The sequence below is a fragment of the Algoriphagus algorifonticola genome (assembly GCF_007655305.1).
GTDB classification, from domain to species: Bacteria; Bacteroidota; Bacteroidia; order Cytophagales; family Cyclobacteriaceae; genus Algoriphagus; species Algoriphagus algorifonticola.
The window spans coordinates 148,014-173,193 of the sequence record NZ_VLOG01000065.1; the positions used below are offsets into that span (position 1 = coordinate 148,014).

Here is a 25,180-nt window from a genome sequence, read left to right on the forward strand (position 1 = left end):
ATGAAGGACTATAGCAAAATCAAAACCTTCGATGAACTAATTGAATTAGAACATGGAAAGGTTGGCACTGAAAGCAGAAACAGATTTGATGAAAATGCCCAAATGTTTATCATAAGTGAAATGCTAAAAGAAGCCAGAAAGGAGGCAAAACTTACTCAAGAACAATTGGCTGAAAAGGCCGGAACGAAAAAAAGCTATATCTCTAAACTTGAAAATGGTAAGGGAAATATCCAATTGTCAACGTTGATTAGGATATTTGAGCAAGGGCTTAATAAAAGAATTGGTTTAACTTTCCTCTAATAAATGGGAAAGTTAAACCTTAGAATTCTACTTTATTTCTTCAACAATCTCGCGATGTAAAATCCGTCAAACCCGCTTTCCTGAGCCAATACTTTTTGATCTTCGATCAATTCGAAGTCTTTTCCTGCCTCGGAAGCCAGAAATTTTTCAACCTGCTTTTGATTTTCTGAAGGTAAAATACTACAAGTCGCATAGACCATCTGACCGCCTTTTTTCAACATGGAGGAATAGCTTTGAATAATTTCCTGCTGGGTTTCCTGCACTTTGGCGATAGAGTCCAAACTCAATTTCCACTTGGTATCCGGGTTCCTTCTCAATACTCCTAATCCAGAACAAGGCACATCCAATAACAATCGATCCGCTGACTCTTTCAACCTTTTGATCGTCTTGGAGCCTTCGATCACTTTCCTTTCTATAATAGAAACTCCATCTCTTCTTGCTCTTAGCTTGGTTTGCTGTAGCTTCCACTCTTCCACATCCATGGAAAGTACTTTCCCTTTGTTCTGCATCAAAGCCGCTAAATGGAGAGACTTCCCTCCGGCACCTGCACAGGCATCGATCACGCGCATTCCCGGTTCCACTGCCAAGGCCTGAGCTACCAACTGAGAGGAAGCATCCTGAACTTCAAAAAGGCCCTCTTTGAATGCCGGATTGCGGAAAACATTTTGTCTTTGCTCCAAAATCAAAGCATCTGGATATCCTTTCACAATGTAAGTTCGGATTCCATCTTCAGCCAATCGGTTTTTCAATTGTTCCCGGGTGATTTTCAAAGTATTTACCCGAAGAACAACTTCTGCCTCTTCATTCAAAGAGTGAATTTCCTGATCCCATTTCTCACCCAATTCCTTCTTCCCAAACTCATACAACCAATCAGGAATTGATTCCAAAATGGCTGGTTTGTCCAAGCTCTCGTACTTAGCTTTGATCTTGTCTGGATTTAATCCGGAAAATTCCTCCCATGGCGGAAGTTCATTACCCTGCATCAACCAGTAAGTTCCAAACAAATCCCAGTAGCTTTCAGAAGGACTCAAGTAATTGATCAACCTCCACCAACGCACCATTTCATAGGTGGTCTCTGCTATAAATGATCGATCTCTTGCTCCCCATTTGGGATTGGATTTAAGGGTACGCTCGATGACCTTGTCAGCGTATTGACCTTCTTGAAAAATAGATTCTAAAGCGGTATGTACTCCGCGTATGGTGTTATTATGTAGCTTCATCAGAAAGAAATTCTGCACAAAGGTAGTTTTTCTTTCTCAGACTAGCCGAAAAGAAACTCAAAAGGGTTTGAAGGTCAATGAAATTCTGATGCCTTCCCGGGGGACTGCTGAACCAAAATAAAAAAAATCCCCCGCGTAAACATCTCCTAAAACCGAAAACTGATTCGGTTGACCCATATGATTGCTGATCATTGGCTCCTTCTGAATGATTTGTTTTCTAAACTCAAGAAAATTCGCTCTAAGCCCCAAGTCCAACCAATTATTCAAGGCATAAGAGAAACTTACATCCATCCCCGTTCTCCAATTTGTCTCCTCCACAGGAATTACAAATGGGCCGGGAACTATAGAAAGACAATTCAGACATGGCCACCAAAACAGATAGCTATAATCTGGATAAAATTCCAATTTGGCATTTGCTCCTCTTTCTCTCATCGAAAAGAGATTGACATTCACAGAGGTTCTTTCTCCCAATGAGAAAGATTTTTGAAGAAATAATCCAAATCCCACCAATTCATTTTGTAAACCTACTAAGACCGGGTCTCTGACGATTCCAAGAATATCGTATGAATAACCATTTTCTCTGGGAGCCCCATAAATCGTCTTGTTGATATATCCTGTCTCCTGAGGCTCATAATAAGAATGATGAGAACCCATCAAGCCCAAAGACCAGCTTTTCCCCAATGGGATTCCTGCGAAAAACCTACCTCCCCCAAACCTTGCTTTTTCAGGAGCAATACTTTTGGTTTGCTTCAAAGCCTTCTCCCAATAAACCCCATCCAATTCAAACCAAATTCCTTTTTTCTCCTGGCAAACAGCACTTGCAGAAATCAGGACAAGCATAGAAAGTAATAGTAATTTTCTCATCATTCCTCAAGCATTAATATTATCGGACAACTTTCCCACAGTCAGGGATGTGCTTACCTTTACGGAGCTAATTCATTTTTCGCTACAATGATCAATTACAATAGTTTGGTAAAAAAATGGGCCCAATCCCTGGAGCTTTACGATTTCTCAGAAGCGCAAAACTTGGTGGAATGGCTATTTGAGCATCACTTGGGCTTGAGAAGAGTGGATATGATGCATTTTTTAGAGGAAAAGGATCTTCCTCAGGCTCTTTTGTCAGATTTTGAACGTTTGAAAAAAGGAGAACCTATCCAGCAAATTTTAGAAAAGGCCCCTTTTTACGGGAGAGAATTCAAAGCAAGCAGAGATACGCTGATCCCTCGGAATGAAACCGAAGAGTTGGTGCATTTGATGATCAAAGAAAATCCCCAACCTCATTTAAGAATTTTGGATATCGGTACCGGCACAGGTTGTATCCCAATATCGCTGGCTTTGGAAATGAATTCAGCGGATGTGTATGGCTTGGATATTTCCGAAGGGGCTTTGAAAATCGCCAGAGAAAACGCTAAGGAATTCAAGACTGATGTCAAATTCTACAAAATAGATATCCTGAAAGAGGAAATTCCTTTAGATGATTTGGATATTTTGGTCAGCAATCCACCTTATATCCCTGAAAAAGGAAAAGCACTTATGCACAAAAACGTATTGGATTTTGAGCCAGAATTGGCACTTTTCGTTCCAGATGAGGATCCACTTTTATTTTACAGGGTCATTGCTGAGAAAGCCAAAAAATGCCTAAAAAAAGGAGGAAAGCTCTATTTTGAAATTCATGAAGATTATGGACAAGAAGTACTGAACTTGCTGAATCAGCAGGGCTACAGCAAGATTGAATTGATCCAAGACCTTAATGACAAGGATAGAATCGTGAAGGGTATTTTAGAATGAAGCCTTTTGACAAAAGTTTTTAACCAAAGCCAAAGTTTCCCCTTTACGCTCAAACATCCCCATGTGCCCGGTATTTTCTAATTCGAAATAATCAGTAAAGAGGTGACTTTGAGCCCTGCTTGCTGCTAATTTAACCGAGCCGTCCTCTGTGCCTGCAATCAATAATTTTGGACCATGAAAATGTTCCAAAACTTGGGTTCGGTCTTTTCTGTCCCGCATCGCTTCCGTAAATGCGATCAAGCCCTCCAAACTTGATTCCTTTGCCTGTTCTACAGCTGTCTCAATTGCTGTGGAAAGTTCATTTCTTCTGTCTTCCGGGAAAAGCTGAGGCACAAAGGAAGTTACAAATTTGTCAACCCCGTTTTTCTTCAAAAAAGTAATTGCCCGGTTTCTCATCTGCTTTTTATCAGCATCATCTGCGAAAGCAGTACTATGAAAAAGTCCAACAGCCTTTAATTTTTGCTGCATCAATTCTAAAAGTGCCAAGGTCACATATCCCCCTAAAGAATGGCCTATTACAATCGGTTCGGAAATTCCATTTTCTTCCATCCATTCCTCCAGCATCACTGCAAGTTCTTCTAAGCTCAGTTGGCTTTGCTCCAAAGGACTATTTCCAAAACCTGGCAAATCCGGACAAATGACTCTGTAATCTTTACTCAGTTCATCTGCAAAATCGGACCACATAGCTCCAATTTCACAGAACCCATGAATCAAAACCACAGGCTGGCCCTGTCCTTTTTCAAAAAAATATACAAAAGACATAAATTATTTAGATGCTCTTGGCTACTTCGCTCATGCTTCTAACAGCATCGGCGATACCATCCGGGTCAAATCCGCAGGCTCTGTGCAATTCGATTTGCTCGCCATGCTCAACCACTTCGTCAGGGATGCCCAGACGTTTCACCTGAGCCTGATACTCATGATCCATCATCCATTCGAGTACAGCAGAACCAAATCCACCCATCAAACAACCATCCTCTACAGTGATTACTTTCTTGAATTTTCCAAAAACCTCATGAAGCAAGTTTTCATCCAAAGGCTTTACAAATCTCATATCATAATGAGCAGGATTTAATCCTTCAGCAGCAAGAGACTCGCAAGCCTCCACTGCATAATTTCCAATATGGCCAATGGTCAAAATCGCAACTTCCTCACCCTCCTTCACGATTCTTCCCTGACCTAATGGAATTTGCTGGAAAGGCATTCTCCATTCTGGCATAACACCATTTCCTCTTGGATATCTGATGGAATAAGGGCCCTCGTGAGAAAGGGACGAGAACATCATATTTCTCAATTCCTCCTCATTCATAGGAGCAGCTACTACCAAATTTGGAATACATCTGAAATAGGCCAAATCATAAGCGCCATGATGGGTAGGACCGTCCGCACCTGCAAATCCTGCTCTATCTAAACAGAACACGACAGGAAGATTTTGCAAGCATACATCATGAATCACCTGATCATAAGCACGCTGCATGAAGGTGGAGTAAATATTACAGAAAGGCTTCAAACCCTGCGTTGCCAAACCTGCAGAAAAAGTCACTGCATGTTGCTCTGCTATCCCTACGTCAAATGCACGGTCGGGCATGGCCTTCATCATAATATTCAAAGAGGATCCGGAAGGCATGGCCGGAGTGACCCCCATGATACGCTCATCCTGCTCGGCCAATTCTACAATTGTATGTCCGAAAACATCCTGATATTTTGGAGCTTGAGGCTTTGCAGGTGACTTTTTATAGATTTCACCAGTCACTTTATCAAATAGGCCCGGAGCATGCCAGGTAGTCTGATTCCCATTTTCTGCAGGCTCATAGCCTTTCCCTTTCACCGTCACACAGTGGAGTATCTTCGGGCCAGGGATATCTTTCAGGTCATTTAAAATCTCTACAAGATGATTCACATCATGCCCATCTACCGGACCAAAATATCGTAAATTCAGTGATTCAAATAAATTGCTTTGCTTTAGTACAGCGGATTTGATCGCACCTTCTACTTTGGAAATGACTTCCTGAGCTGAGCTTCCAAATTTGCTGAACTTACCCAACAACTTCCATACTTCATCCTTTACCTTATTATAAGTGTGGGAAGTGGTAATATCTGTCAGGTAATCTTTCAAAGCACCGACATTAGGATCGATTGCCATGCAGTTATCATTTAGGATAATCAGAATATTTGAATCTGAAACGCCCGCATGATTCATCGCCTCGAATGCCATCCCACCTGTCATAGAACCATCACCAATAACGGCTACATGCTGGATGCCAGAACCTTTATACTTGGAAGCGATCGCCATCCCAAGCGCAGCGGAAATAGAAGTACTGGAGTGCCCTACTCCGAAAGTGTCATAAACACTCTCTTTTCTTTTAGGGAATCCGGAGATACCTCCAAAAATTCTATTGGTATGAAATTGATCTCTTCTCCCTGTTAGAATTTTGTGACCATAAGCCTGATGACCTACGTCCCAGACCAATTGATCCTGAGGAGTGTTCAATACATAATGTAAAGCCACTGTCAGCTCAACCACACCCAAGCTTGCGCCAAAGTGGCCTCCGTAAATAGACACATTGTCTACAATGAAGTTTCTTAATTCATCGCAGATTTGTACCAATTTCTCCTTAGGAAACTTTTTAAGGTCTGCCGGACTGTTAATTTGGGCTAATAATTCTCCTGGTTCGATCAGCATGTATCTTTACATTTTAATGGTCTGGAATGGTAAACTTTGCAAGCCTAGGTTTGTTTTTTAGTTAGCATAGCAACTAAATCAAAGTCTCCATTCTCTGACCTGAATTTCAATTAATTTGTCTTAATTGAATATCTTTGGCCACAAGGTGGCAAAATTAACCAATAATTTAAATATCCCTTGAGTTTCGAAATCAAATTACCGCTCTTCGAAGGTCCTTTCGACCTCATGCTCTTCTTTATAGAGCGGGACGAATTGGATATTTATGATATTCCGATCTCCAAAATCACCCATGATTTTCTGGATTATATCCATCACTTGGAGCAAATGGAGATCGAGGTGGCCAGCGAATTTATCCTATTTGCTGCCACACTGATGAAGATAAAATCGAGAATGCTTCTTCCCCGGCCTGAATTAAATGAGGACGGAGAGGAAATCGATCCAAGAGAAGAACTCATCAGAAATCTACTGGAATATAAAAAATATAAATCAGTAGTAGAGGAATTGGCCACTTTAGAGCAAGAAAGGCTTTCGAAACAGAAGCGTGGAAATATTGCAGCGGAACTAAAAGCGCTCAATAAGGTTGACGATGTAGACGCAGAGATGCAAGACCTGGATCTCTACAAGCTTTTGAAAGTTTTTCAAAAATGCATGGCTAAAATGGCCGCACGTGTGGAAGACACCAAGCACACAGTGATCCAATATCCATATACCATAGAGCAACAAAAAGATTTTATCTTGGAAAAAATCAGCTTCAAAAAGCAAGTCCCTTTCACTGAATTCATATCCTATAAACCCGAAAAAATATTCGTTATCTACACATTTTTGGCAATTCTGGAATTACTACAACTTTCTTTAGTAACAATCGTCATTGGAGAGGGTTTTAATAACTTTTGGGTAGAAAAGACTGAGCCGATCGCTACAGCCTGATATGAAGCTAGACAACAAAAAAATCTTTAAAACTCTCAACCCCAACAAAGTTTGGGTACCGATCTTAATCGGCTTGGGCATCGTATTCGGAATGTTTTATTTCGATCCGAGCGTTGATGCCCAAACCTTAAAAGGCGTATTCGATGCTTCTGCCCCCTACGTAATTCTGGCCATTTTGGTCATAATTTTTAGAGATGCGGGATATGTATACAGGATCAGAGAAATCACTCAACGGGAACTGACTTGGACAAGGTCCATTTATGTGATCATCCTCTGGGAATTTGCCTCTGCTGTGACTCCCTCAGTGGTTGGAGGTACGGCCGTAGCTATTTTTATATTAAATAAGGAGGGAATCAAATTAGGTAGAGCCATTTCATTTGTGATGGTCACAGCAATCCTTGACAATCTCTTTTTTGTGATAGGAGCGCCAATTATCCTATTTTTTGCAAAAGGTAATATTTTCCCCAATAGTCAGGTCCTGGAAAATCAATTGGAAAATAGCTTACAGGCTATTTTTTGGATCAGTTATGCACTTTATGCCGCCTACAGCTTAATCATGGCTTTGGCTCTTTTTTACAGACCAAGGGTTTTCAAATGGGTTTTGATCAAAATATTCTCTATCAAATGGCTGAGAAAATGGAAGCATGACGCCCAGGAATACGGAAATCAAATCATCGAAGCTTCCAAAGAATTAAGCGGTAAAAAATTAAATTATTGGCTTCCTATCATCGCGGCCACCATATTTATTTGGAGTTCCCGGTATTTGATGCTGAATGCATTGATATCTGCTTATGTGCCATTGTCTGTTGAAAATAATGTAATCGTTTTCGCGAGACAGGTAATCATGTGGATCGTTATGATGATTTCACCTACTCCGGGAAGTTCTGGTACTGCTGAGTTTTTCTTCGGGCAGTTCTTCACCCAGTTTTTAGGCAACTACACCTTTGTCACCAGCATTTTTTGGAGGCTTCTATCCTATTATCCATATTTGATTCTAGGAGCGATTTTCCTTCCAAGATGGATTCGCCAGGTTTTTTTCAAAAAGAAAACAACTAGCCAAGAATAAGATGATGAATGCCTTGACTCCTGAGCAAATTGCCTCCATTACCGGTGGTAAATTGCTTGGGAAAAATTTATCCCTTGAATTGACACGGGTCAGCATTGACTCCAGGCAAATTCTGAATCCCACACAGACGCTTTTTGTGGCTTTAAAAGGAGCCAAAGCAGACGGCGCAAAGTTTATTCCCCAATTAATCGAAGAAGGCATTCAGGTATTTTTGGTTTCCGAATCCTTCCAAATCCAGGAAAATCAAGTCTCCTATATTGCTGTAAAGGACACGAGAAAGGCACTTCAGGCACTTGCCAAGTATCAACGTGAACTATTTGAAAAACCGGTAGTCGGCATAACAGGCTCCAATGGAAAAACGATCGTCAAAGAATGGCTGGGGCAGATTCTAAGTCAAAACTATGCGGTAGCTAAAAGCCCCAAAAGCTATAATTCCCAAGTAGGATTACCCTTATCCGTTTTTGAAATCCAGCCCTATCATCAGGTCGCTATTCTGGAAGTCGGCATATCCAAAAAGGGTGAAATGGAAGCTTTGCAGGCTATTGCCCAGCCAAATTTGGGAATCTTTACCAACATAGGAACTGCGCACGATGAGGGTTTTGATAGTAGGGAGGAAAAAATCAAGGAGAAGCTTCAACTCTTCAAAGATTCAGCCCTTTTGGTGTACAACAAAGATCAGAAAGAGCTAAGTAAAATCATCGAGGCAACCATTGAAAATGAACGGTTAATCGCTTGGTCAGATGAGCCAGGAGCCGATTATACACGTGCCGTTAAATTTCAGGAGGAGCTTACCAAGATTATTCTGATTAAATCCGACTTAAGTACTTTCACCTTCTACACCCGATTTTCCGATCAGGCTTCTCTGGAAAACCTGACTCATACGATCGTAGCAGCGCTAAGCTTGGGAATGCTATCAGACTCCATCCAGAAGGGAATCAATTTGCTGAGACAGGTAGATATGAGACTGACGCTCAAGCCGGGAATCAATGATTCTTTGATTATTGATGATACCTACAATAATGATTTGGCAGGGCTGAGGGTATCATTGGATTTTATGCGGCAACAGAGGCCTAAGAGAAGAAAGATTTTATTTTTATCTGAGTTTCAACAGCAGGGTCAACCCGAAAAAATCTATCCGGAAGTAGCCGAGCTGATCAACTCCCATTCTTTAGACCTGGTAGTTGCTGTAGGGGAAAATATCCATCCTTTGCAAAAGTTGATTCAAAGTGAATTTAAGGCTTTTGACAGCACCCAAGAACTTTCAGAATGGGTAGGACTTGAAAACTTTTCTGATGATCTCCTATTGATCACCGGTGCAAGAGCTTATCATTTTGAGCAAATTGTCAATCAGCTTCAGCAGAGAATCCACGGTACAACCTTAGAAATCAACCTCAACGCGCTTACGCATAATTTTAATTTTTATAAAAGACGGATTAAGCCTGAAACCAAAGTCATGGTCATGGTGAAGGCTTTTGCTTATGGCGGAGGTGCAGTAGAAATCGCCAATCATCTTCAGACTCTAGGGGCTGATTATCTGGCTGTGGCGTTCACTGATGAAGGGGTGATGCTCAGAAAGCAAGGAATTCAACTTCCTATTATGGTTTTGAATCCGGTACAGGAATCATTCGAACTCTGTAAAACCTATGACTTAGAACCAGTAGTTTTTAGTTTGGAGTTCTTCACCAGCCTGGGAAATTGGTGCAAAAACAATCATACCCAATTGAAAGTCCATTTGGATCTGGATACCGGAATGAGGAGATTAGGTTTTGAGGAAGGGCACCTGGAAGCCTTGTGCAACTTGATCAAAACCTATCCTGAATTAATTATTCAGTCCCTTTATACCCATTTGGTAGGGGCAGATGAGGAAATTCATAGAGATTATTCCCAGGAGCAGTTGGACAGTTTCATCCGAATGAAAGACCAAATCCTTCCACACCTTTCGCAAAAGCCTCTCCTTCATGCCTTAAACTCTGCTGGCATTGTAGCATTTCCAGACTATCAATTGGATATGGTAAGGTTGGGAATAGGCCTATATGGAGTTGAAGTGACGGGAAAACATGACAGAGAATTACAGGCCATCTCTACCTTGAAAACCACCATTTCTCAGGTAAAAAGAATAGAACCGGGAGAAACTATAGGCTATTCTCGAAAAGGACGGTTGGAAAATGGAGGTAAAATTGCCACACTCTCCATTGGTTATGCAGACGGATATGACCGGAGGTTCAGCAATGGCAAAGGCTATGTACTGATTCATGGGAAGAAAGCTCCAGTTATAGGAAATGTGTGCATGGATATGGTCATGGTGGATGTCACGGATATCGAGGCCAAAGCGGGAGATGAAGCCATTATTTATGGAAGTCAAATCTCTCTGAAGGACTTAGCTGACCGGATCGGAACGATACCTTACGAATTACTGACTAATATCAGTTCTCGGGTGAAGCGGGTATACTATCTTGACTAATAGGCTTTCACTTTCCGAAAATTTCCTAAATTCAGATAAGAAAGTAGACAGATAGGATTTCGATTCTATTTGAAAGAAAAAATAATCACATCACCCTTCCACCGAGACAAAGAAAAAACTCAGCCATGAAGCTCACCAAAAGAAAGCTTGCTCATATTGTTTTTGAGTCAAATGATAGACCTTCAAGAACTTTTGATGTGGTACTTCTTATTCTGATTTTTGGTTCTGTAATCGTGGCGGTTCTGGATTCTGTAACAGAATTAAAAGAAGGATACGGACGTCTTTTTTTTACGCTCGAATTGATCTTTACTTTTCTTTTTACCATTGAGTATGGTTTACGGGTTTGGTTGACCAGTAAGACGTTTAGATATGTTTCTTCCTTCTATGGCATCGTGGATCTTCTTGCCATTCTTCCGGTATATCTGAGCTTTTTTGTTGCCAATGTGCAATTACTGACCGTAGTGAGGGCTTTAAGACTTTTGAGAGTTATCAGAATATTAAAACTGGGAAGATACTTAGCTGAGGCAGACTTTATAAGGAGGTCGTTAAAAGCAAGTATGACCAAAATTCAGATTTTTTTATTCACTGTCCTGACTATTGTTTTGATCATGGGAACTCTCATGTATTTGATCGAGGGACCGGCGGCTGGATTTACCAGTATTCCAAGAGCGATGTATTGGGCTATCGTTACGTTGACTACGGTTGGGTTTGGGGATATCACACCACAAACCCCATTGGGACAATTTGTAGCTTCTTTAATCATGCTCTTAGGATATGCAATTATTGCCGTTCCAACTGGTATTGTCAGTTCAGAAATGACCAAGCAAAAAAGCCCTGAGTATCATGCTACCTCCAAAACTTGTACCTATTGCGGACAGGATGGTTTGGATAAAGATGCCAAGTTTTGTAAAAACTGTGGGCACCCTGTAGACATTAAGCCTTGATTATTTAATAAGGCCACCTCTTCTTCCACCCCAACTCCTGGGAGATATAGATTCCGCCTTTTTAATAAATTCGTTTTTAAATTCTTGAAAAAATTCATTTCTTGAAAAATGATGTAAAAAATCATAAAACTTCTTTTTCAATCTTGATGAAATGTCAATCTCTAGTTTTTCATTTTTAGAAACTGAATTCCCGATTTTATTTAATATCGGGCAGGCTGCTGAATTTAATCTTCATCAAGATCCTGTGACCTGCCTTTTTAAGCTCAGACAGTTCGGTAAAAGGCTTACAGAATACCTTTTTGAGGAGCATCAATTGGACTTTCCGTATGACAATTGGTTGAATAATCGCATAAAAAGTTTAGAGCTGGAAGGGGTAATTCCATCCCAGGTCAAAGACCTTTTGAATTCAATCAAACATAGGGGCAATATTGCGGTGCATCAAAATAAGGCAAGTCAGAAGGATGCTGAAGTGTTGCTTTTTGACATCTTTAAAATCGAATTCCAATACCAAAGCCTAAAAGCGAAGATTGATCAGTTACCTCATACGGTATTGGCGAAGGCCTTTCGTGGGGAATTGGTCGGACAAAAAATGAATGAGTATGTGAGGGAGGTAGAGGAGTTGGGGATGGTGGCGGAGAATGTTGTAGATAATAAGTCATGTTAACCCTAATAGTACAAATTTATTTCGTCATTTTGTGTCACTAAAAGAATCAGTCTCTAGAGGTTTTTCCAGAATATTTGAATCATATTTTCTAAGTTTAGTTATGATTCAATTTCACAACCAAAAATTAAAAAATGGAAAATTCTTATGTCATGGCAATGCCCTACGAGACCTTTATCAGAAGAGCATTTAATTGCGGCTATAATGAACATCAGTCTAAGAATGCATACTTCAAAAATCTTATTGATACGGAGAGAGGAGCAGATTTGCGATCAACTGTTGGTAGTTATGACAAACAATTAAAAGAAATTAAGAAGAACATCGAAAAAGCTATTTTAAAGTTCCTTAAGTCTAAACCAACCCTTGAGGAAAAGATAGGTCTTGAAAAGATGCAAACTAAGCTTCATTCTTTATACTCCACAAATGAAATATTGTCTCTTTTAGATGAAGGGCTGGAAATAACAAAACGATACAAATGAATTCAAAAGGTATTTATCATCCGGAAAATATCGAAAATTTTAAAATTGTTCTCATAAAGTTAACCGCTATAATGGATGATTTCGAATGATTTTATAATTATTAGAACATTAAAAAAATAATTATTTATCCTTCATTTTTGTTAACCCATCCATAGGCATATTCCAAAATACAATTTGAGATTTCAATCATTACTGTAACAGCTTCTATTCGATTTAGGTCAGTAACGGTTTTTGAGTCATATTTTGAAAGGTAACTTCCAATGGTGAAATCATCTGTATTCACTTCTACAATTGGATTAAAAATATGTTTTCTGCTAAAATGGATGTACCCTGAGGTCGTATTGTAAACATCTTTTATCCACGGATATTCCTCTGAAGCTTTGTCTCTTAAGTACCAATCCTGAAGACGTTGTTTTTCATTTTTTGAATCATAGAATATATCAACTTTCTCACCTTTCATTACCTCATTAGCAAAATAATGAGGATCCTCAACAAGCCAAGCCGCAAATAATCTTAGGAAACTATCAAGGTAAGGCCTAACGAGGTGCGATGCTGCCATATAATTCTTGGATTCCAAAAGAAGGATAAATCCTTCAATTAGAGAGAGTGCTCTTGAATAGGTGCCGTTTAAAAATAAATCCAAATGAAAAAGTTCTTTTCCTGGAAGCTGGCTAGTTCGAAACATCAACAGAAATCTTTGTTCATAGCTTCGCAAAATTTCCTTAAAAGCAAAAAGATATCTTGGCAATTCCTCTTCTTGATAATCTGAAGGTATTCCCAAATCCTTTAGTAAAAATGGGATCCAATACAGGTATGGACTAGCCTCTTTCGTTTCTTCCGAGTGAATAAAATAAGCAAACTTCGTTTTATCATCGCTTTCAATAAACTGGGCTAAGGTCCATTTATTAAAATCGGTGATTTTTTCACTTGACAGGATTATTAATTGGTCAATCTCAGGATTTTCGGTTTTTATCTCTCTCCAGTTTAGCATCATTTAGAATTTTAGCTCCCTACACCCATACTCCTCCCACTTCTTCACAGGAAGTCTGCTTCCTGCTTTTAGCACTCGCTGAATAAAATCGTCGCAGTCTGATTCGGTGAGTTGCCCTTTCTTGACTGCTTGGCAAAGAAAATCCATCGTAGTCAGGTAGGTGATTTGGTGGAGCTTGCAGTAACTGGCGATATCCTTTAGGTTGCTGCTGGCCAGAATGTCTTTGGAATAGCGGACTACAGCCAAACAAGCGGATTCTCCATCACCTTTAAACATTAGCTTTTTAATATGAAGATATTCTTTTTTGATTTCAGGCTGGTCTTCCGGAAAAGGGATCTGCTCGATTAGTTTGAAGTTAAGCAGATTGTCCACTTCCGTTTTCCTTCCCGGCATTCTGGAGATTTCTGCATAGACCTTGTCCAGAATTTTGATGGGATAGGGGAAAATATGTGGAAGCAGGGTGATTTGCCCACCGGAGATAAAGTGGGAAAGGACATCTGCGTCGATCAGGATGATTTTCTCATTCTTTTTCGTCCCCATTGCTTCCCAAGTCAGAAAAATCCAAACCTAAATCCTCCAAAAGTTCATAATAATGAGACTCGGAAATTCGATCCCGCTCGTAAAGTTTTCGCGCTAGGTCACCATAATCTCCGATTACTTCACTTTGATTGTCCTTCTCATACAGCTTCAGTGAATACCCGTGATTTATGGCACTGGCCCGCACTCCATGACTGTATTCCTCAGCCTGTGATTTATCAATCAATTTCAGTTCATATAGCCTATTCAATAGTGCTTTTCGGGAACAGGAAAAGTATTGCTCGATTTTCAATACAGTTGCGAGACTTAGTTTTGATTTTTCCAATTCCTCGTCAGGAGCCAGATCCCTGATTCCGTCTTCCGGTATAAGAAATTTGGACGCAAAAGAATCGGCATTGTACTCCTCTTTATCCTTTTTGTTAAAAGCGCCTACCTGGCAGACGTGGTATGAAAAATCCTTTTGAATAAACAGGTGATAGAGTTCGTGACAAACCGTGAAGTGCTGATGTCCCAGCGTTCGGGCCGTATTCACCAGCATAAACCGATTATTCTCACCTACCTTGATAGCCATCCCTGAAATATCCATTTCCAAAGGTCTGAATACTGCGAGGACTCCAAGCTTGTGTAGTAGGCTTTTGAGATGGATACTTTCCTTGTTGCTGAATCCATTCTCAGCCCGGAACTGAGCTGCATATTTCTCAAGAACCAGCGGACTCATCGGCGAGAAGGGTTTTCATCTTTAGGTAATTTCGGACCATCTTTTTGAATTTGGCGATTTGCTCCAGATCGGAGGCCTTCAGACTATCTGCCCGAAATGCCAAGGCGAGATTGACACTTGCTACCTCCAAATCTTCTTCAAAAAAGTCATACTCGTCCACCCCATACAGGTTGGCTAGCTTACTTAGCAAAGGGGATGGAATGGTACGGCTACCGTTTTCGTAATAGCTGACCTCTTCTCTCAATATTCCTAAGTACACTGCAATTTGATCCTGTGTAAAGCCAAGCTTTTTACGAAGTGCTTGAAGGTTCTTTCCGATGAGTTGATCCTGATTCATAGACGATTTGGTTAAAAAATAATGTTACAAACCTACAATATTTAAAAGTAAATCAAAATAAATGTAACAAATTTTAAGAGAAAGTCAGACTTGAGTTAAGTTGACATAGTGCATATAAAAATGTAAATTTGTCAACCAAAATTTGACCTAATCAAACTCAAACTCCCTTGAATTACCTCGCCTCTCGCTTTAAATCAGCCCGCCTAATGAATGGACTTTCCCTTCAGGGCTTAGCTGATAAAATAGATAATCGGATTACTAAGCAGTCCCTAAGTAAGTACGAGTTGGGACAGGTTATTCCTGACCGCGATATGATTGGAATTCTATTCGAAGCACTTGGGGTTCGACCGGATTATTTTTTCTCCGATCAGTTTTTGAAAAATCAATTGACTTACCGGTAATTGGGTTGTGCTGTTTTTTGTCATAGGGAAGACAGTCATAATAAAAAATTCTATACAAGTCGTAATTCTCAGACCGAGCTTGTGTTAGATGCTTTAATCACATTTCCCAAAGATCTTTCCCAGTCCTCTCCGGATCAAGATTTTTTATTTTATTGATGGATCGATACCGTGTCAGAAAAAATCCTCCATCTACCAAAATTGCAGTTCTTTTTTTCATTGAGATTAAAAAAAAGCTCTAGGGTCGGCATCCTCGCTATGTTATGTAGAATAGAGAATACGTTGCCAAGAGCGTTATATGATCGAAATTTGATAAGCTTGAATTAAAAATACAACTGAATTTAATTTTTCAAAGTTTCTTTTATTGCTGAAAAACAAACGGTTAAATCTACTTTGGTTTGAAAACATTTTAAAAATTCGGCCTTTCAATCAGTTTTTATCATGAATATTTCTCAATACCACCACCCCTTCTTCCAGCCCAAATCCTGAGACCCATAAATCCCTCCTTTGCCTGAAAAGACGTAGGCTATAAAGCAAGCTATTGCAAGAAAAATTCCGGATTCATATCCGAAAAGCTCCATCCCCATCACTGTGCAGGCTATTGGTGTGTTTGTAGCGCCGGAAAATACGGCCACAAATCCCATCCCTGCCAAAAGCGCCAAAGGCAATGGGATCAGCGAGTGAAGCGCATTACCCAAGGTAGCTCCCGTGAAAAATAAAGGTGTCACTTCTCCTCCTTTAAATCCTGCTCCTAAAGTAAATCCTGTCAAGCCGGTTTTAGCCAACCAATCATACCAAGGCAAGGGTGTTTCAAAAGCCTCCACGATTCTAGGAACTCCCAAGCCCAAATAAGTGGTACTGCCCGAAATCCATACAAATAATGCGATCAACAGTCCACCTATGAACGGCCTAAGTGGTGGGTAGGAAATCGTCTTTGAAAAAACTCTGGAAAAAAAATGGGAAGCCTCTGCAAATAATCGCCCCGATAAACCAAAGGCAATTCCAGCAGGTATAATCCATAATAAATTCATCAAAGTATGAGTCGCTACTTCGGGGATTTGATAAACAGTATGACCCACTCCCCAGAGTGATTCGCAAACCCAATGTGCAACCAAACCAGCCCAAAAGGCTGGAAAAATAGATTTCCATCGGAAATGACCCGTGTGCATCCATTCCAAAGAAAAAATAGCTCCTGCTAGTGGAGTCCCGAAAACTGAAGCAAATCCACCTGAAACTCCACAGATCAAGATAATTCTCCTGTCAGGTGACTCAAGTTTGAACCATTTGGTCAACTGATCTGCCAAAGATCCGCCCATTTGAACTGCAGTGCCTTCCCTTCCTGCCGAACCGCCGAAAAAATGGGTGAAAATAGTCCCAAAAAGCACCAAAGGAGTCATTCTGAGGGGAATTGGATTCTTGGTTTGGTATAATTCGTCCAATAATAAATTATTGCCTTTAACAGAATTTTGACCAATTTTATAATAAGTCCAGCCGATGATCCAACCGCCCAGCGGAAGTAAAGCAATTACCAACAAATGCTCTTCCCTGAAGTTGGTTGCCCAGTCTAATGCTACCAGAAAAAAGGCGGACGCAGAGCCCGAAAGCAAGCCAACCAAAAGGCCTAAAACCAGCCAAAGCAAAAAATATTTCAACAGTTTCGAGTAATCCAAAGCGACCGTTTAAATCAAGAATGGCAAAATAGGAATAGAAATTGACTTTTAAGTAGGAGATAAACTAGGAAAATCACTTCCCGAGAACTTATTTGAGTTTTCAGGGTTATTAGCACACAAAATGAAGAACATATTAATCACCGGCGGCTCTGGCCTGATTGGCCAAAAAATTACCCAGCTATTGGAGGAAAAAGACTATGCAGTGGCTTGGCTGAGTAGGTCTTCCAAAAAGCGAAAATCCTTTGTTTGGGATATCAATTCCCAAACCATTGACCCTGAAGCGATGGAATGGGCAGATGCTGTCATCCACCTAGCAGGGGCAGGTGTAGCTGATCAACGATGGACTGCGGAAAGAAAGCAGGAAATTCTTCAATCCCGAACAAAAAGTACAGCCCTTCTTCATCAAGCAATAGAAAAGTCCGAGGCCAAACCCACGACTTTCATTTCTGCCTCAGCAGTTGGCTACTACGGTTTCAATACCGGAACCAAATTAGTGGATGAGAACTCAACTGCTGGAACTGATTTTCTGGCTCAGGTTGTAATAGCCTGGGAGAATGAAGTGAAGAAAATTGAATCCCTACATCTCAGAACAGTCATGCTCCGAATTGGAATTGTTTTGGACGCAGATGGAGGCGCATTGGCAGAAATGCTCAAACCGCCGGTTGCTGCACCTTTAGGTTCAGGAGATCAGTGGATGAGTTGGATCCACATTGATGATTTGGCAAAAATGTTTGTCTTTGCTTTAGAAAAAACCACCCTACAAGGCGTATATAATGCTGTAGGCCCTAATCCTAGTACAAATCAACAATTGACCAAGGAAGCAGCCGATGCGAAAGGCAAAACTTATTTGGGGATTGGAGTTCCTGGTTTTGTATTAAAATTAGTATTAGGAGAAATGGCAGCCATGGTATTGGGAGGAAATAGGGTTTCCTGCCAGAAAATCCAAAAAGCCGGCTTTCAGTTTGACTACTTTGAATTGTCAGAAGCCTTGAAGGATATTTTCAAGCACTGATACCTAGATTCTTTTTCCTCTCCCAACTAAAAACCAAAGCACAGTTCCCAAAAGCGGCACCAAAATCACTATTAAAATCCAGATTAATTTATCTGTATCGTTCGCAAAGTTGCTGATCACCACATCGTAAATGGTGTAGGCATAGATAGCCAATCCTATTATTCCAATTCCAAACATTTTCAGAAAGTTGAGGTTTTAGTGCCTTTTCCCATAATGAGGTAGACAAGAGGCCCAATTACTTGTCCAAATAAAATAATGATGATCCAGATGAGCTTCATATTAGGATCTTTAAAATCCGAGCGGATGATATCCACCACGCAATAAATCCAAAGGATGGAGTAAGCTATTCCAAATAAGATCAAAAACAGGATTATCCCTCCTCCCATGTTATTCACAAATACTAGTTCACTCATATTTGCTAAAATCATTCTTTTGATTGCTAAAATCTGGATCAAACCGCCTACGTTTTTTCATAGTCCTTGCCATCGATAAATACAAAAAAGTCCCAATAACAGGAACAAAAATCAAAAGCAGCATCCACACTAATTTTTGATGAGAGTCTTTGAAGTCTGCTCTGAGCAAATTTATGAGAGCATAAATCCAAAACCCCAAATAAATACCCATTGTAAGAGGCACTATCCAAAAAGGAAAGCCGGGTTCAAGTAAATTCATTTCGATTCTTCAATTATTTTTACCACTGTTCCAAAATAGCTTTTTTTGGGAAAATAAAGTAAGAATTTAGTCGAAAATTTAACTATTCAATAGATATGACGAGAAGTGCACTCCTACTGGTTTTATGCTTCATCACCGGTTTTAGTCAAGCTCAAGTGGACTTGAGCTATTATCTCCCTTCCGGATATACTTATAATCCAGCCATCCCAACTCCTAAGGAGGTTTTAGGCTATGAAGTTGGAGAATGGCATGTAAGCCACGACCAGTTGGTCATGTACATGAAAGCCGTTGCTGCTGCTTCAGACCGAGTAAAATTTGAAGAGACTGGCAGAACTTATGAGAAAAGGCCTCAAACGCTTTTGACCATTTCTTCTCCAGCTAACCTGGCCAAGATTGACCAAATCAAAGCAGACCGGGCTAAGCTTAGAAATCCGAATGCCTCTGTCAATATCGCTTCCATGCCTGTGGTGATGTTTATGGGGTATTCTGTTCATGGAAATGAACCCAGCGGCGCCAATGCTTCTCTTTTGGCTGCCTATCATTTTGCGGCAGCTAATGAAATTGAAGCTGAGCTGGAAAATATTGTATTGCTCTTGGATCCAGCTATCAACCCTGATGGACTCAACCGTTTTGCTTCTTGGGTCAACTCCCACAAAGCTTATAACTTAAATGGTGATCCAAATGGAAGAGAATACAATGAGGCCTGGCCAAGAGGTAGAACCAATCACTATTGGTTTGATCTCAATAGGGATTGGCTACCTGTTCAACACCCTGAATCCAGAAATAGAGTTCGGGTATTCCAAAGCTGGCTGCCCAATATCCACTTGGATTTCCATGAAATGGGAACCAACAGTACTTTCTTTTTCCAGCCGGGTGTACCGGCAAGAATGCACCCGCTGACGCCGGAAAAAAACTTCAAACTCACTGAGAAGATTGGGCAATATCATGCCAAAGCTTTGGATAAAATCGGTTCTCTCTATTATAATCAGGAGAACTACGATGACTTTTACTACGGGAAAGGTTCTACTTATCCGGATATTCAGGGATCGATTGGAATTTTGTTTGAGCAAGCAAGTTCTCGGGGCCATTTGCAGGAATCTGCCAATGGTTTGCTGAGTTTTCCATTTACAATCAGAAATCAATTTACAGCCAATCTTTCCTCCTATCAGGCGGCTAAGGAAATGAGACAGGAATTGAACCAATGGATGAGAGACTTTTATGTAGGCATTAAAACCGAAACTGACGCCGATGTCAATAAAGCTTACATTTTTGGAAGCAAAGAGGATGATGCCAGAGGATATCATTTGGCGGATTTGATTTTGCAGCATGATATCAAAGTCTTTAATCTGAAAGAAGACATCACCGTCAATGGAAGAGAATTTAAAAAGGAAAATTCCTATATCGTTCCAGCAGATCAGCCCCAATATCGTCTGATCAAGGCGATGTTTGAAACCAGAACCAGCTTTGCTGATTCACTTTTCTATGACATCTCCGCCTGGACTTATCCCATGGCTTTCAATTTGGACTACATGGTACTCAACAGCCGAATTCTAAATTTGGCCAGTGTGGAAGAGATCAATAAGAATAATTTTCAGCTAAAACCCGGGCAGGTATTTGGTGGTGTGGGCGCCTACCAATATGCTTTAGAGTGGTCTGATTACTATGCACCTAAAGCTGCCTACCAATTGTTGAAGGCAGGCTTCTTAGTAAGGGTAGCTAATGCTGAGTTTACCACACCGGAAGGAAAAAGCTTTGGAAGAGGAACCCTTTTGATAGATCAAGGAGAATCTGGGTTGGACAAAGATGCTTTTTATCAAAAACTAAAGGAAATCGCATCTAAATCCACCGTAGATATCCATGCGATCAGCACAGGCTATACTGCCGGAATCAATATGGGTTCTACTTTTATTTCTCCTTTGGATAAGCCTGAAATCGCACTTTTGGTAGATGGAGGAGTAGATAGCTATGAAGCTGGAGAAATCTGGCATCTCTTGGATCAGCGATATGAAATGCCTGTTACTTTGCTTCCTATGGATAGAGTAAGCGCTACCGTGATTGATCGCTATAATGTGATTTTAATGCCTGACGGAAATTATAACAGCCTTGGAAAATCAGGTGCGGAAACCATCAAAAATTGGATAGGCCGAGGCAATACTTTGGTAGCAAAAGGTGGGGCAGTGAGATGGCTATCGCAAAATGAGATCAAAGAGTTCAAATTCAGAACTGTGGATAACCAAGAAAAAGGACTTCAAAAATCCTATGCTAACTATGAAAATGCCACTGGTGCAAAAGTAACCGGCGGGGCAATTTTCAATGCAAAATTGGATACCACTCATCCTATCGGTTATGGCTACCAATCTGGATCTATTCATACCTTCAGAAATGACAACCTATTTTTGGAACCTTCTGATAATCCTTATGCAAATCCCCTAGTCTATACTGAAAACCCATTGGCTTCCGGCTATTTGCATCCTAGTAATCTTCCCGGATTGAAGAACGGGTCGGTGATTCAGGTTGGGGCAGTAGGCAGAGGAAGAATTGTAGCCTTTGCAGATAATATGAATTTCAGAGCATTCTGGTTTGGAACAAATAAACTATACATGAATGCCATCTTCTTCGGTCAAGTCATAGAAGGAGGAACAGCTAGGTAAAAAGAAGATCCCGAGTTATTAGCTCGGGATTTTTTATGAACGGCACATCCCAAAACCATTAATTGAGTTTAATAGCACATGAACAAACTTAGCCTAAGCCTAATTGCCCTATTCTTCAGCGGGTTGATTTTCAATGTAACTGCTCAGGAAATGAGCTTTGAAGAATATAATCCTCCTTCTACACTGAAAGTCCCTGAAAACCCTGTTACCAGGGCCAAATTCCCTTTTGTGGATATTCACAGCCACCAGGGAGGAATTGACCAAGCCAAGGTGAATAAGTTGGTTTCCGAAATGAATGAGCTCAATATGGGTGTAATGGTCAATTTGAGCGGCCGGGGATTTGGCAGAGGAGACAGCAATTCCCAGCAGGAATACATCAAAAACATGATTCGAGAATTCAACACCCATGCACCAGGACGATTTCTTGTTTTTACCAATTTGAATTTCGCCGGTTTTGGGGATGAAAATTGGAGTAGAATCGCTGTCAAAGAATTAGAGGAGGATGTAGCTGCAGGAGCTGTGGGTTTAAAAATCTACAAAAGCTTAGGCCTAAGTGTAAAAGATATCAATGGAAACAGAGTTCCTATAGACCATCCGGATTTGGATCCGGTTTGGGCAAAAGCCGGTGAATTGGGAATCCCTGTTTTGATTCATGCTGCAGATCCAGCTCAGTTTTGGGAACCCATGGATGCCAATAACGAAAGGTGGTTGGAGTTGAAAACCCATCCAAATAGAAAAAGATCTGATACTGACCCTGCTCCTTTTGAACAAATCATAGCAGAACAGCATCACATTTTCGAGAAGCATCCCAATACAACTTTTGTCAATGCACATATGGGTTGGATGGCCAATGACTTGGATAAGGCCAGCGCTCATCTGGAGAAATATCCCAATGTGAATTTTGGAATCGGCGCAGTTATCCAAGAGTTTGGAAGGCAGCCTAAAAGAGCCAGGGAGTTTTTCATTAAATATCAGGATAGATTAATTTTTGGTAAAGACGCCTACAATCCAGAAGAGTTCCACACTTACTTTAGAATTTTGGAAACCGAGGATGAATATTTTCCTTACTACAAAAAATACCATGCCTTTTGGAGGATGTACGGTTTGGGTCTGCCGGATGAAGTGTTGAAAAAAGTTTATTATAAAAATGCCCTCCGCATCGTTCCAAAAATGGACGCTTCAATATTTCCAGAATAAGAATTTAAGCCTGAAGTCTAAGAGGAGGCTGTCTCAAAAGTGCAATTTGTCACATTGAGCGAAGTCGAAATGTAGGCCACAACCATAGAAATGGCCTTCGACTCCCTGTCTGACGTCAGGCAGGCGCTCAGGCTGACACTAGAGCTATTTATGAGACAGCCTCTTTTTATTGAATCTGCACCAAACCATTATTTCTTCATCTTTAATCTCTGACATTTCAGTCGCCGATTTTGACGCTTCAGTCAACTTTAATTTTTGAAGGGTAAAAAGCAGCTCATATTCGGATCAAATATGATTCGCTATGAGAACGCTCATTATTTTCATCTTCTTTTTTCTGTCTTTATCAACAATTTCTTTTTCTCAAACCAAGATTTCAGGAAAAGTGCTGGATGAAAAAAAGAAAGGCTTGCCAGGTGTGAATGTGCTTATCAAAGGATCTTACGACGGAAGTACTTCCAAAGAGGATGGAAGCTTTGAATTTGAAACTGAGGTAGAAGGCCCTCAAGTATTAGTATTTCAACTGATGGGTTTTAAAAGTATTGAGATAGCAATCCATTGCGAAGGAAATGCCATTCAAATCCCAGATCAGATATTAGTTGAAGCAATCACAGAAATGAATGCTGTGACTATTTCTGCCGGTGCAATGGAAGCTTCCGATGAAAAAAAATCAGTCATACTTCGTCCAATAGACATAGTCACTACTCCTAGCGCAATGGGTGACATCGTGGGCGCATTCCAGACACTTCCGGGAACAAGCACAGTAGGAAATGACGGAAGATTATTCGTCAGGGGCGGAGATGCAAGTGAAGTGGGAATTTATATTGATGGCATGCGGGTCGGAAATGCCTATGGAAGCACTGCAGGAAATGTCCCGACACGAACCCGCTTCAATCCTAATCTATTTAAAGGCACATTTTTCTCGACAGGAGGCTATTCTGCCGAATACGGGCAGGCCTTGTCCTCGGCTTTAGCTTTGAATACCAAAGACCTTTCGATCAGAAGTCAAGGAGACCTAAGTATCATGTCCGTAGGAGGGGGTTATGCACATACGCTTTCCTCAGAAAAGCAAAGCCTGACTTTCAGTGCCAATTATTTTGATTTAAAACCTTACCAGTCCTTGGTAAAGCAAAATTTCGATTGGGAAAGAGCACCCAATGGGTGGGATATTGAATTATCGGCACAAAAGAAATTAGCCAAAGGAGGTCTTTGGAAAATACTGGCCAGAAAAGAGTCCGGAGGAATGGAAATATGGCAACCAGAACCAGGCCAGGAAGGGAGAGGTCAACTAATTCGGCTGAAAAATAAATATTCATTTGCCCAGAGCAATTGGAAGAATGCTTTTGAAAATGGATGGACCCTATTTGCCGGGGCAGCTCTTTCTTCCAACTTCGATGATATCCACATTGATAGTATTCGATTGGAAAGAAAGAATCAATTGGCACACGGAAAATTTACGGCAACCAAAGATTTTTCGGATAGATTATCCATGAATACGGGATTAGAATACTTCAATCACCAGTTTGATGAAAGCTTGGTAGACCTCAACTTCTCTAGAGATTACGTAGATCATCAGTTTTATCTTTTTACAGAGTGGGATTACTATCTCAACAAAAATCTTGTTTTTCGGGCAGGCCTTAGAGCAGGTAAAAGCTCCTTGAATAAAGAACAATGGTTAGACCCAAGAGCTTCTTTAGCATACAAAATCTCAGAAACTTCCCAAGTCTCCTTTGCTGCAGGCTCTTTTTCTCAAATGCCTGTGGAAAACTTACGGGTTTTGAATCAAGCACTCAATAATACGGAGTCTAATCACCTGATATTAAATTATTTACTACAAAGAGATGGTATCACTTTCAGAGCGGAGGGATTTTACAAAGGATATGAGAATTTGGTAGTTTTTGAAGGTTATCCACAAAAGCCCCAAAACCCGACCAACCTAGGTAAGGGGTATGCTCAGGGTGTGGATATCTTTTTCAGAGATAGAAAAAGTATAAAAAACACAGACTATTGGATCACCTACAGCTTTGTGGATAGCAAGAGACAGTTTGACCAGTATAAGTCAGAGGTTCAGCCATCTTTCGCTCCCAAACACAACTTCTCTGTTGTAGCCAAACATTTCATTTTGGACTTCAAATCCCAGCTTGGAATCAGCTTTTCCATGAATGATGGATATCCCTACCATAACCCAAATGATGGAGAGGAAATGAGTTCTAAAACTGAAAGCTTTCAAAGTTTAAGCTTCAGTTGGAGCTATTTACCCAAACCCAATTTGATCATTCATTTCGGAGTCAACAATGTGCTGGGAAGAGAGAATGTATTTGGATATAGGTTTGCCCAGCAGGCAAACTCCCAAGGAGTATTTGAATCTATACCAAGTGGTCTAGTTGCACCCAGGTTTCTATTCTTGGGAATTTTCCTGACCCTTTCTAAAGACAAAAACGCAAATCAATTAAACAACTTATAAACCAATA

General features: G+C 40.5%; 25 protein-coding genes. 13 read left to right on the forward strand and 12 right to left on the reverse strand.

Features of this window, described 5'->3' with window-relative positions:
- Nucleotides 1-300: a helix-turn-helix domain-containing protein gene (locus tag FL972_RS18550; protein ID WP_144607476.1), complete on the forward strand. Its 300-nt coding sequence runs from the start codon at nucleotides 1-3 to the stop codon at nucleotides 298-300.
- Nucleotides 301-332: 32 nt separating this feature from the next.
- Here the strand turns inward: FL972_RS18550 and FL972_RS18555 are convergent, their stop codons facing one another.
- Together FL972_RS18555 and FL972_RS18560 are read right to left on the reverse strand one after the other, a co-directional pair.
- Nucleotides 333-1,520 carry an RsmB/NOP family class I SAM-dependent RNA methyltransferase gene (locus FL972_RS18555; RefSeq protein ID WP_144607477.1) on the reverse strand — a complete coding sequence of 396 codons (1,188 nt, stop codon included), beginning with the start codon at nucleotides 1,518-1,520 and terminating at the stop codon, nucleotides 333-335.
- Nucleotides 1,521-1,577: 57 nt separating this feature from the next.
- Entirely contained in the window at nucleotides 1,578-2,387 is an 810-nt protein-coding gene (locus FL972_RS18560) for a hypothetical protein (protein WP_144607478.1), read from the reverse strand.
- 84 nt (nucleotides 2,388-2,471) lie between these two features.
- Here FL972_RS18560 and prmC point away from each other — a divergent pair, with 84 nt between their 5' ends.
- Nucleotides 2,472-3,308 carry a peptide chain release factor N(5)-glutamine methyltransferase gene (gene prmC, locus FL972_RS18565; RefSeq protein ID WP_144607479.1) on the forward strand — a complete coding sequence of 279 codons (837 nt, stop codon included), beginning with the start codon at nucleotides 2,472-2,474 and terminating at the stop codon, nucleotides 3,306-3,308.
- On the opposite strand, the gene FL972_RS18570 is transcribed toward prmC, so the two are convergent.
- Nucleotides 3,300-4,070, reverse strand: coding sequence for an alpha/beta fold hydrolase (locus tag FL972_RS18570; RefSeq protein WP_144607480.1), 771 nt, complete (start codon nucleotides 4,068-4,070; stop codon nucleotides 3,300-3,302). The genes prmC and FL972_RS18570 overlap by 9 nt on opposite strands.
- 7 nt (nucleotides 4,071-4,077) lie before the next feature.
- A complete protein-coding gene (gene dxs / locus FL972_RS18575; RefSeq protein WP_144607481.1) occupies nucleotides 4,078-5,991 on the reverse strand; it encodes a 1-deoxy-D-xylulose-5-phosphate synthase in 1,914 nt (637 codons plus the stop codon).
- 177 nt (nucleotides 5,992-6,168) lie between these two features.
- Between dxs and FL972_RS18580 the strand changes: the two genes are divergently transcribed.
- The 6 genes from FL972_RS18580 to FL972_RS18605 all read left to right on the forward strand — a co-directional run bounded on the left by FL972_RS18580 (nucleotide 6,169) and on the right by FL972_RS18605 (nucleotide 12,529).
- Nucleotides 6,169-6,918, forward strand: coding sequence for a segregation and condensation protein A (locus tag FL972_RS18580; RefSeq protein WP_144607482.1), 750 nt, complete (start codon nucleotides 6,169-6,171; stop codon nucleotides 6,916-6,918).
- Between the two features lies 1 nt (nucleotide 6,919).
- The gene (locus tag FL972_RS18585) at nucleotides 6,920-7,984 is read left to right on the forward strand and encodes a lysylphosphatidylglycerol synthase transmembrane domain-containing protein (protein WP_144607483.1); all 1,065 of its coding nucleotides are present in this window, start codon (nucleotides 6,920-6,922) and stop codon (nucleotides 7,982-7,984) included.
- Between the two features lies 1 nt (nucleotide 7,985).
- A complete protein-coding gene (locus FL972_RS18590; RefSeq protein ID WP_144607484.1) occupies nucleotides 7,986-10,445 on the forward strand; it encodes a bifunctional UDP-N-acetylmuramoyl-tripeptide:D-alanyl-D-alanine ligase/alanine racemase in 2,460 nt (819 codons plus the stop codon).
- A 125-nt stretch (nucleotides 10,446-10,570) separates the two neighbouring features.
- Nucleotides 10,571-11,389 (forward strand): ion transporter, encoded by an 819-nt coding sequence (locus FL972_RS18595; RefSeq protein WP_144607485.1) that lies wholly within the window; start codon nucleotides 10,571-10,573, stop codon nucleotides 11,387-11,389.
- A 151-nt stretch (nucleotides 11,390-11,540) separates the two neighbouring features.
- On the forward strand, nucleotides 11,541-12,053 hold the full coding sequence (locus FL972_RS18600; RefSeq protein WP_144607486.1) for a DUF4145 domain-containing protein: 513 nt from the start codon (nucleotides 11,541-11,543) through the stop codon (nucleotides 12,051-12,053).
- A gap of 131 nt (nucleotides 12,054-12,184) precedes the next feature.
- Entirely contained in the window at nucleotides 12,185-12,529 is a 345-nt protein-coding gene (locus tag FL972_RS18605; protein ID WP_144607487.1) for a hypothetical protein, read from the forward strand.
- Nucleotides 12,530-12,653: 124 nt separating this feature from the next.
- Here FL972_RS18605 and FL972_RS18610 read toward each other — a convergent pair whose 3' ends face one another.
- The 4 genes from FL972_RS18610 to FL972_RS18625 are packed head-to-tail and all read right to left on the reverse strand — an operon-like array spanning nucleotide 12,654 to nucleotide 15,112.
- On the reverse strand, nucleotides 12,654-13,523 hold the full coding sequence (locus tag FL972_RS18610; protein WP_144607488.1) for a hypothetical protein: 870 nt from the start codon (nucleotides 13,521-13,523) through the stop codon (nucleotides 12,654-12,656).
- Nucleotides 13,524-14,060 (reverse strand): hypothetical protein, encoded by a 537-nt coding sequence (locus tag FL972_RS18615; protein WP_144607489.1) that lies wholly within the window; start codon nucleotides 14,058-14,060, stop codon nucleotides 13,524-13,526.
- Nucleotides 14,041-14,775: an ImmA/IrrE family metallo-endopeptidase gene (locus tag FL972_RS18620; RefSeq protein WP_144607490.1), complete on the reverse strand. Its 735-nt coding sequence runs from the start codon at nucleotides 14,773-14,775 to the stop codon at nucleotides 14,041-14,043. Before FL972_RS18620 ends, FL972_RS18615 begins: the two co-directional genes overlap by 20 nt.
- On the reverse strand, nucleotides 14,756-15,112 hold the full coding sequence (locus FL972_RS18625) for a helix-turn-helix domain-containing protein (RefSeq protein WP_144607491.1): 357 nt from the start codon (nucleotides 15,110-15,112) through the stop codon (nucleotides 14,756-14,758). Before FL972_RS18625 ends, FL972_RS18620 begins: the two co-directional genes overlap by 20 nt.
- Before the next feature lie 167 nt (nucleotides 15,113-15,279).
- Between FL972_RS18625 and FL972_RS18630 the strand changes: the two genes are divergently transcribed.
- Complete coding sequence (locus FL972_RS18630) at nucleotides 15,280-15,513, forward strand: helix-turn-helix domain-containing protein (protein ID WP_262710920.1); 234 nt, start codon at nucleotides 15,280-15,282, stop codon at nucleotides 15,511-15,513.
- A 449-nt stretch (nucleotides 15,514-15,962) separates the two neighbouring features.
- On the opposite strand, the gene FL972_RS18635 is transcribed toward FL972_RS18630, so the two are convergent.
- Nucleotides 15,963-17,162, reverse strand: coding sequence for a voltage-gated chloride channel family protein (locus FL972_RS18635; RefSeq protein ID WP_250161393.1), 1,200 nt, complete (start codon nucleotides 17,160-17,162; stop codon nucleotides 15,963-15,965).
- Between the two features lie 139 nt (nucleotides 17,163-17,301).
- Between FL972_RS18635 and FL972_RS18640 the strand changes: the two genes are divergently transcribed.
- The gene (locus tag FL972_RS18640; RefSeq protein ID WP_144607493.1) at nucleotides 17,302-18,192 is read left to right on the forward strand and encodes a TIGR01777 family oxidoreductase; all 891 of its coding nucleotides are present in this window, start codon (nucleotides 17,302-17,304) and stop codon (nucleotides 18,190-18,192) included.
- Between the two features lie 3 nt (nucleotides 18,193-18,195).
- Here the strand turns inward: FL972_RS18640 and FL972_RS18645 are convergent, their stop codons facing one another.
- The 3 genes from FL972_RS18645 to FL972_RS18655 are packed head-to-tail and all read right to left on the reverse strand — an operon-like array spanning nucleotide 18,196 to nucleotide 18,864.
- Entirely contained in the window at nucleotides 18,196-18,369 is a 174-nt protein-coding gene (locus tag FL972_RS18645; RefSeq protein WP_144607494.1) for a PLDc N-terminal domain-containing protein, read from the reverse strand.
- Between the two features lie 2 nt (nucleotides 18,370-18,371).
- Nucleotides 18,372-18,605, reverse strand: a complete 234-nt coding sequence (locus tag FL972_RS18650) for a PLDc N-terminal domain-containing protein (protein ID WP_250161394.1) — start codon at nucleotides 18,603-18,605, stop codon at nucleotides 18,372-18,374.
- Complete coding sequence (locus FL972_RS18655; RefSeq protein WP_144607495.1) at nucleotides 18,598-18,864, reverse strand: PLDc N-terminal domain-containing protein; 267 nt, start codon at nucleotides 18,862-18,864, stop codon at nucleotides 18,598-18,600. Before FL972_RS18655 ends, FL972_RS18650 begins: the two co-directional genes overlap by 8 nt.
- 95 nt (nucleotides 18,865-18,959) lie before the next feature.
- Between FL972_RS18655 and FL972_RS18660 the strand changes: the two genes are divergently transcribed.
- The 3 genes from FL972_RS18660 to FL972_RS18670 all read left to right on the forward strand — a co-directional run bounded on the left by FL972_RS18660 (nucleotide 18,960) and on the right by FL972_RS18670 (nucleotide 25,173).
- Complete coding sequence (locus FL972_RS18660; RefSeq protein WP_144607496.1) at nucleotides 18,960-21,515, forward strand: M14 family metallopeptidase; 2,556 nt, start codon at nucleotides 18,960-18,962, stop codon at nucleotides 21,513-21,515.
- Nucleotides 21,516-21,593: 78 nt separating this feature from the next.
- A complete protein-coding gene (locus FL972_RS18665) occupies nucleotides 21,594-22,712 on the forward strand; it encodes an amidohydrolase family protein (protein ID WP_144607497.1) in 1,119 nt (372 codons plus the stop codon).
- A gap of 301 nt (nucleotides 22,713-23,013) precedes the next feature.
- Nucleotides 23,014-25,173, forward strand: coding sequence for a TonB-dependent receptor (locus tag FL972_RS18670; protein WP_144607498.1), 2,160 nt, complete (start codon nucleotides 23,014-23,016; stop codon nucleotides 25,171-25,173).
- Nucleotides 25,174-25,180 lie beyond the last annotated feature (7 nt).

Bases quoted from the DNA above. Each gene is read 5' to 3' on its own strand.
- FL972_RS18550 (WP_144607476.1), top strand. From the start codon at position 1: ATGAAGGACTATAGCAAAATCAAAACCTTCGATGAACTAATTGAATTA.
- FL972_RS18615 (WP_144607489.1), bottom strand. From the start codon at position 14,060: ATGGGGACGAAAAAGAATGAGAAAATCATCCTGATCGACGCAGATGTC.
- FL972_RS18610 (WP_144607488.1), bottom strand. From the start codon at position 13,523: ATGATGCTAAACTGGAGAGAGATAAAAACCGAAAATCCTGAGATTGAC.
- FL972_RS18605 (WP_144607487.1), top strand. From the start codon at position 12,185: ATGGAAAATTCTTATGTCATGGCAATGCCCTACGAGACCTTTATCAGA.
- FL972_RS18560 (WP_144607478.1), bottom strand. From the start codon at position 2,387: ATGATGAGAAAATTACTATTACTTTCTATGCTTGTCCTGATTTCTGCA.
- FL972_RS18620 (WP_144607490.1), bottom strand. From the start codon at position 14,775: ATGAGTCCGCTGGTTCTTGAGAAATATGCAGCTCAGTTCCGGGCTGAG.
- FL972_RS18640 (WP_144607493.1), top strand. From the start codon at position 17,302: ATGAAGAACATATTAATCACCGGCGGCTCTGGCCTGATTGGCCAAAAA.
- FL972_RS18645 (WP_144607494.1), bottom strand. From the start codon at position 18,369: ATGTTTGGAATTGGAATAATAGGATTGGCTATCTATGCCTACACCATT.
- FL972_RS18655 (WP_144607495.1), bottom strand. From the start codon at position 18,864: ATGAATTTACTTGAACCCGGCTTTCCTTTTTGGATAGTGCCTCTTACA.
- dxs (WP_144607481.1), bottom strand. From the start codon at position 5,991: ATGCTGATCGAACCAGGAGAATTATTAGCCCAAATTAACAGTCCGGCA.
- FL972_RS18660 (WP_144607496.1), top strand. From the start codon at position 18,960: ATGACGAGAAGTGCACTCCTACTGGTTTTATGCTTCATCACCGGTTTT.
- FL972_RS18590 (WP_144607484.1), top strand. From the start codon at position 7,986: ATGATGAATGCCTTGACTCCTGAGCAAATTGCCTCCATTACCGGTGGT.
- FL972_RS18670 (WP_144607498.1), top strand. From the start codon at position 23,014: ATGAGAACGCTCATTATTTTCATCTTCTTTTTTCTGTCTTTATCAACA.
- prmC (WP_144607479.1), top strand. From the start codon at position 2,472: ATGATCAATTACAATAGTTTGGTAAAAAAATGGGCCCAATCCCTGGAG.
- FL972_RS18595 (WP_144607485.1), top strand. From the start codon at position 10,571: ATGAAGCTCACCAAAAGAAAGCTTGCTCATATTGTTTTTGAGTCAAAT.
- FL972_RS18665 (WP_144607497.1), top strand. From the start codon at position 21,594: ATGAACAAACTTAGCCTAAGCCTAATTGCCCTATTCTTCAGCGGGTTG.
- FL972_RS18650 (WP_250161394.1), bottom strand. From the start codon at position 18,605: ATGAGTGAACTAGTATTTGTGAATAACATGGGAGGAGGGATAATCCTG.
- FL972_RS18570 (WP_144607480.1), bottom strand. From the start codon at position 4,070: ATGTCTTTTGTATATTTTTTTGAAAAAGGACAGGGCCAGCCTGTGGTT.
- FL972_RS18585 (WP_144607483.1), top strand. From the start codon at position 6,920: ATGAAGCTAGACAACAAAAAAATCTTTAAAACTCTCAACCCCAACAAA.
- FL972_RS18600 (WP_144607486.1), top strand. From the start codon at position 11,541: ATGTCAATCTCTAGTTTTTCATTTTTAGAAACTGAATTCCCGATTTTA.
- FL972_RS18625 (WP_144607491.1), bottom strand. From the start codon at position 15,112: ATGAATCAGGATCAACTCATCGGAAAGAACCTTCAAGCACTTCGTAAA.
- FL972_RS18555 (WP_144607477.1), bottom strand. From the start codon at position 1,520: ATGAAGCTACATAATAACACCATACGCGGAGTACATACCGCTTTAGAA.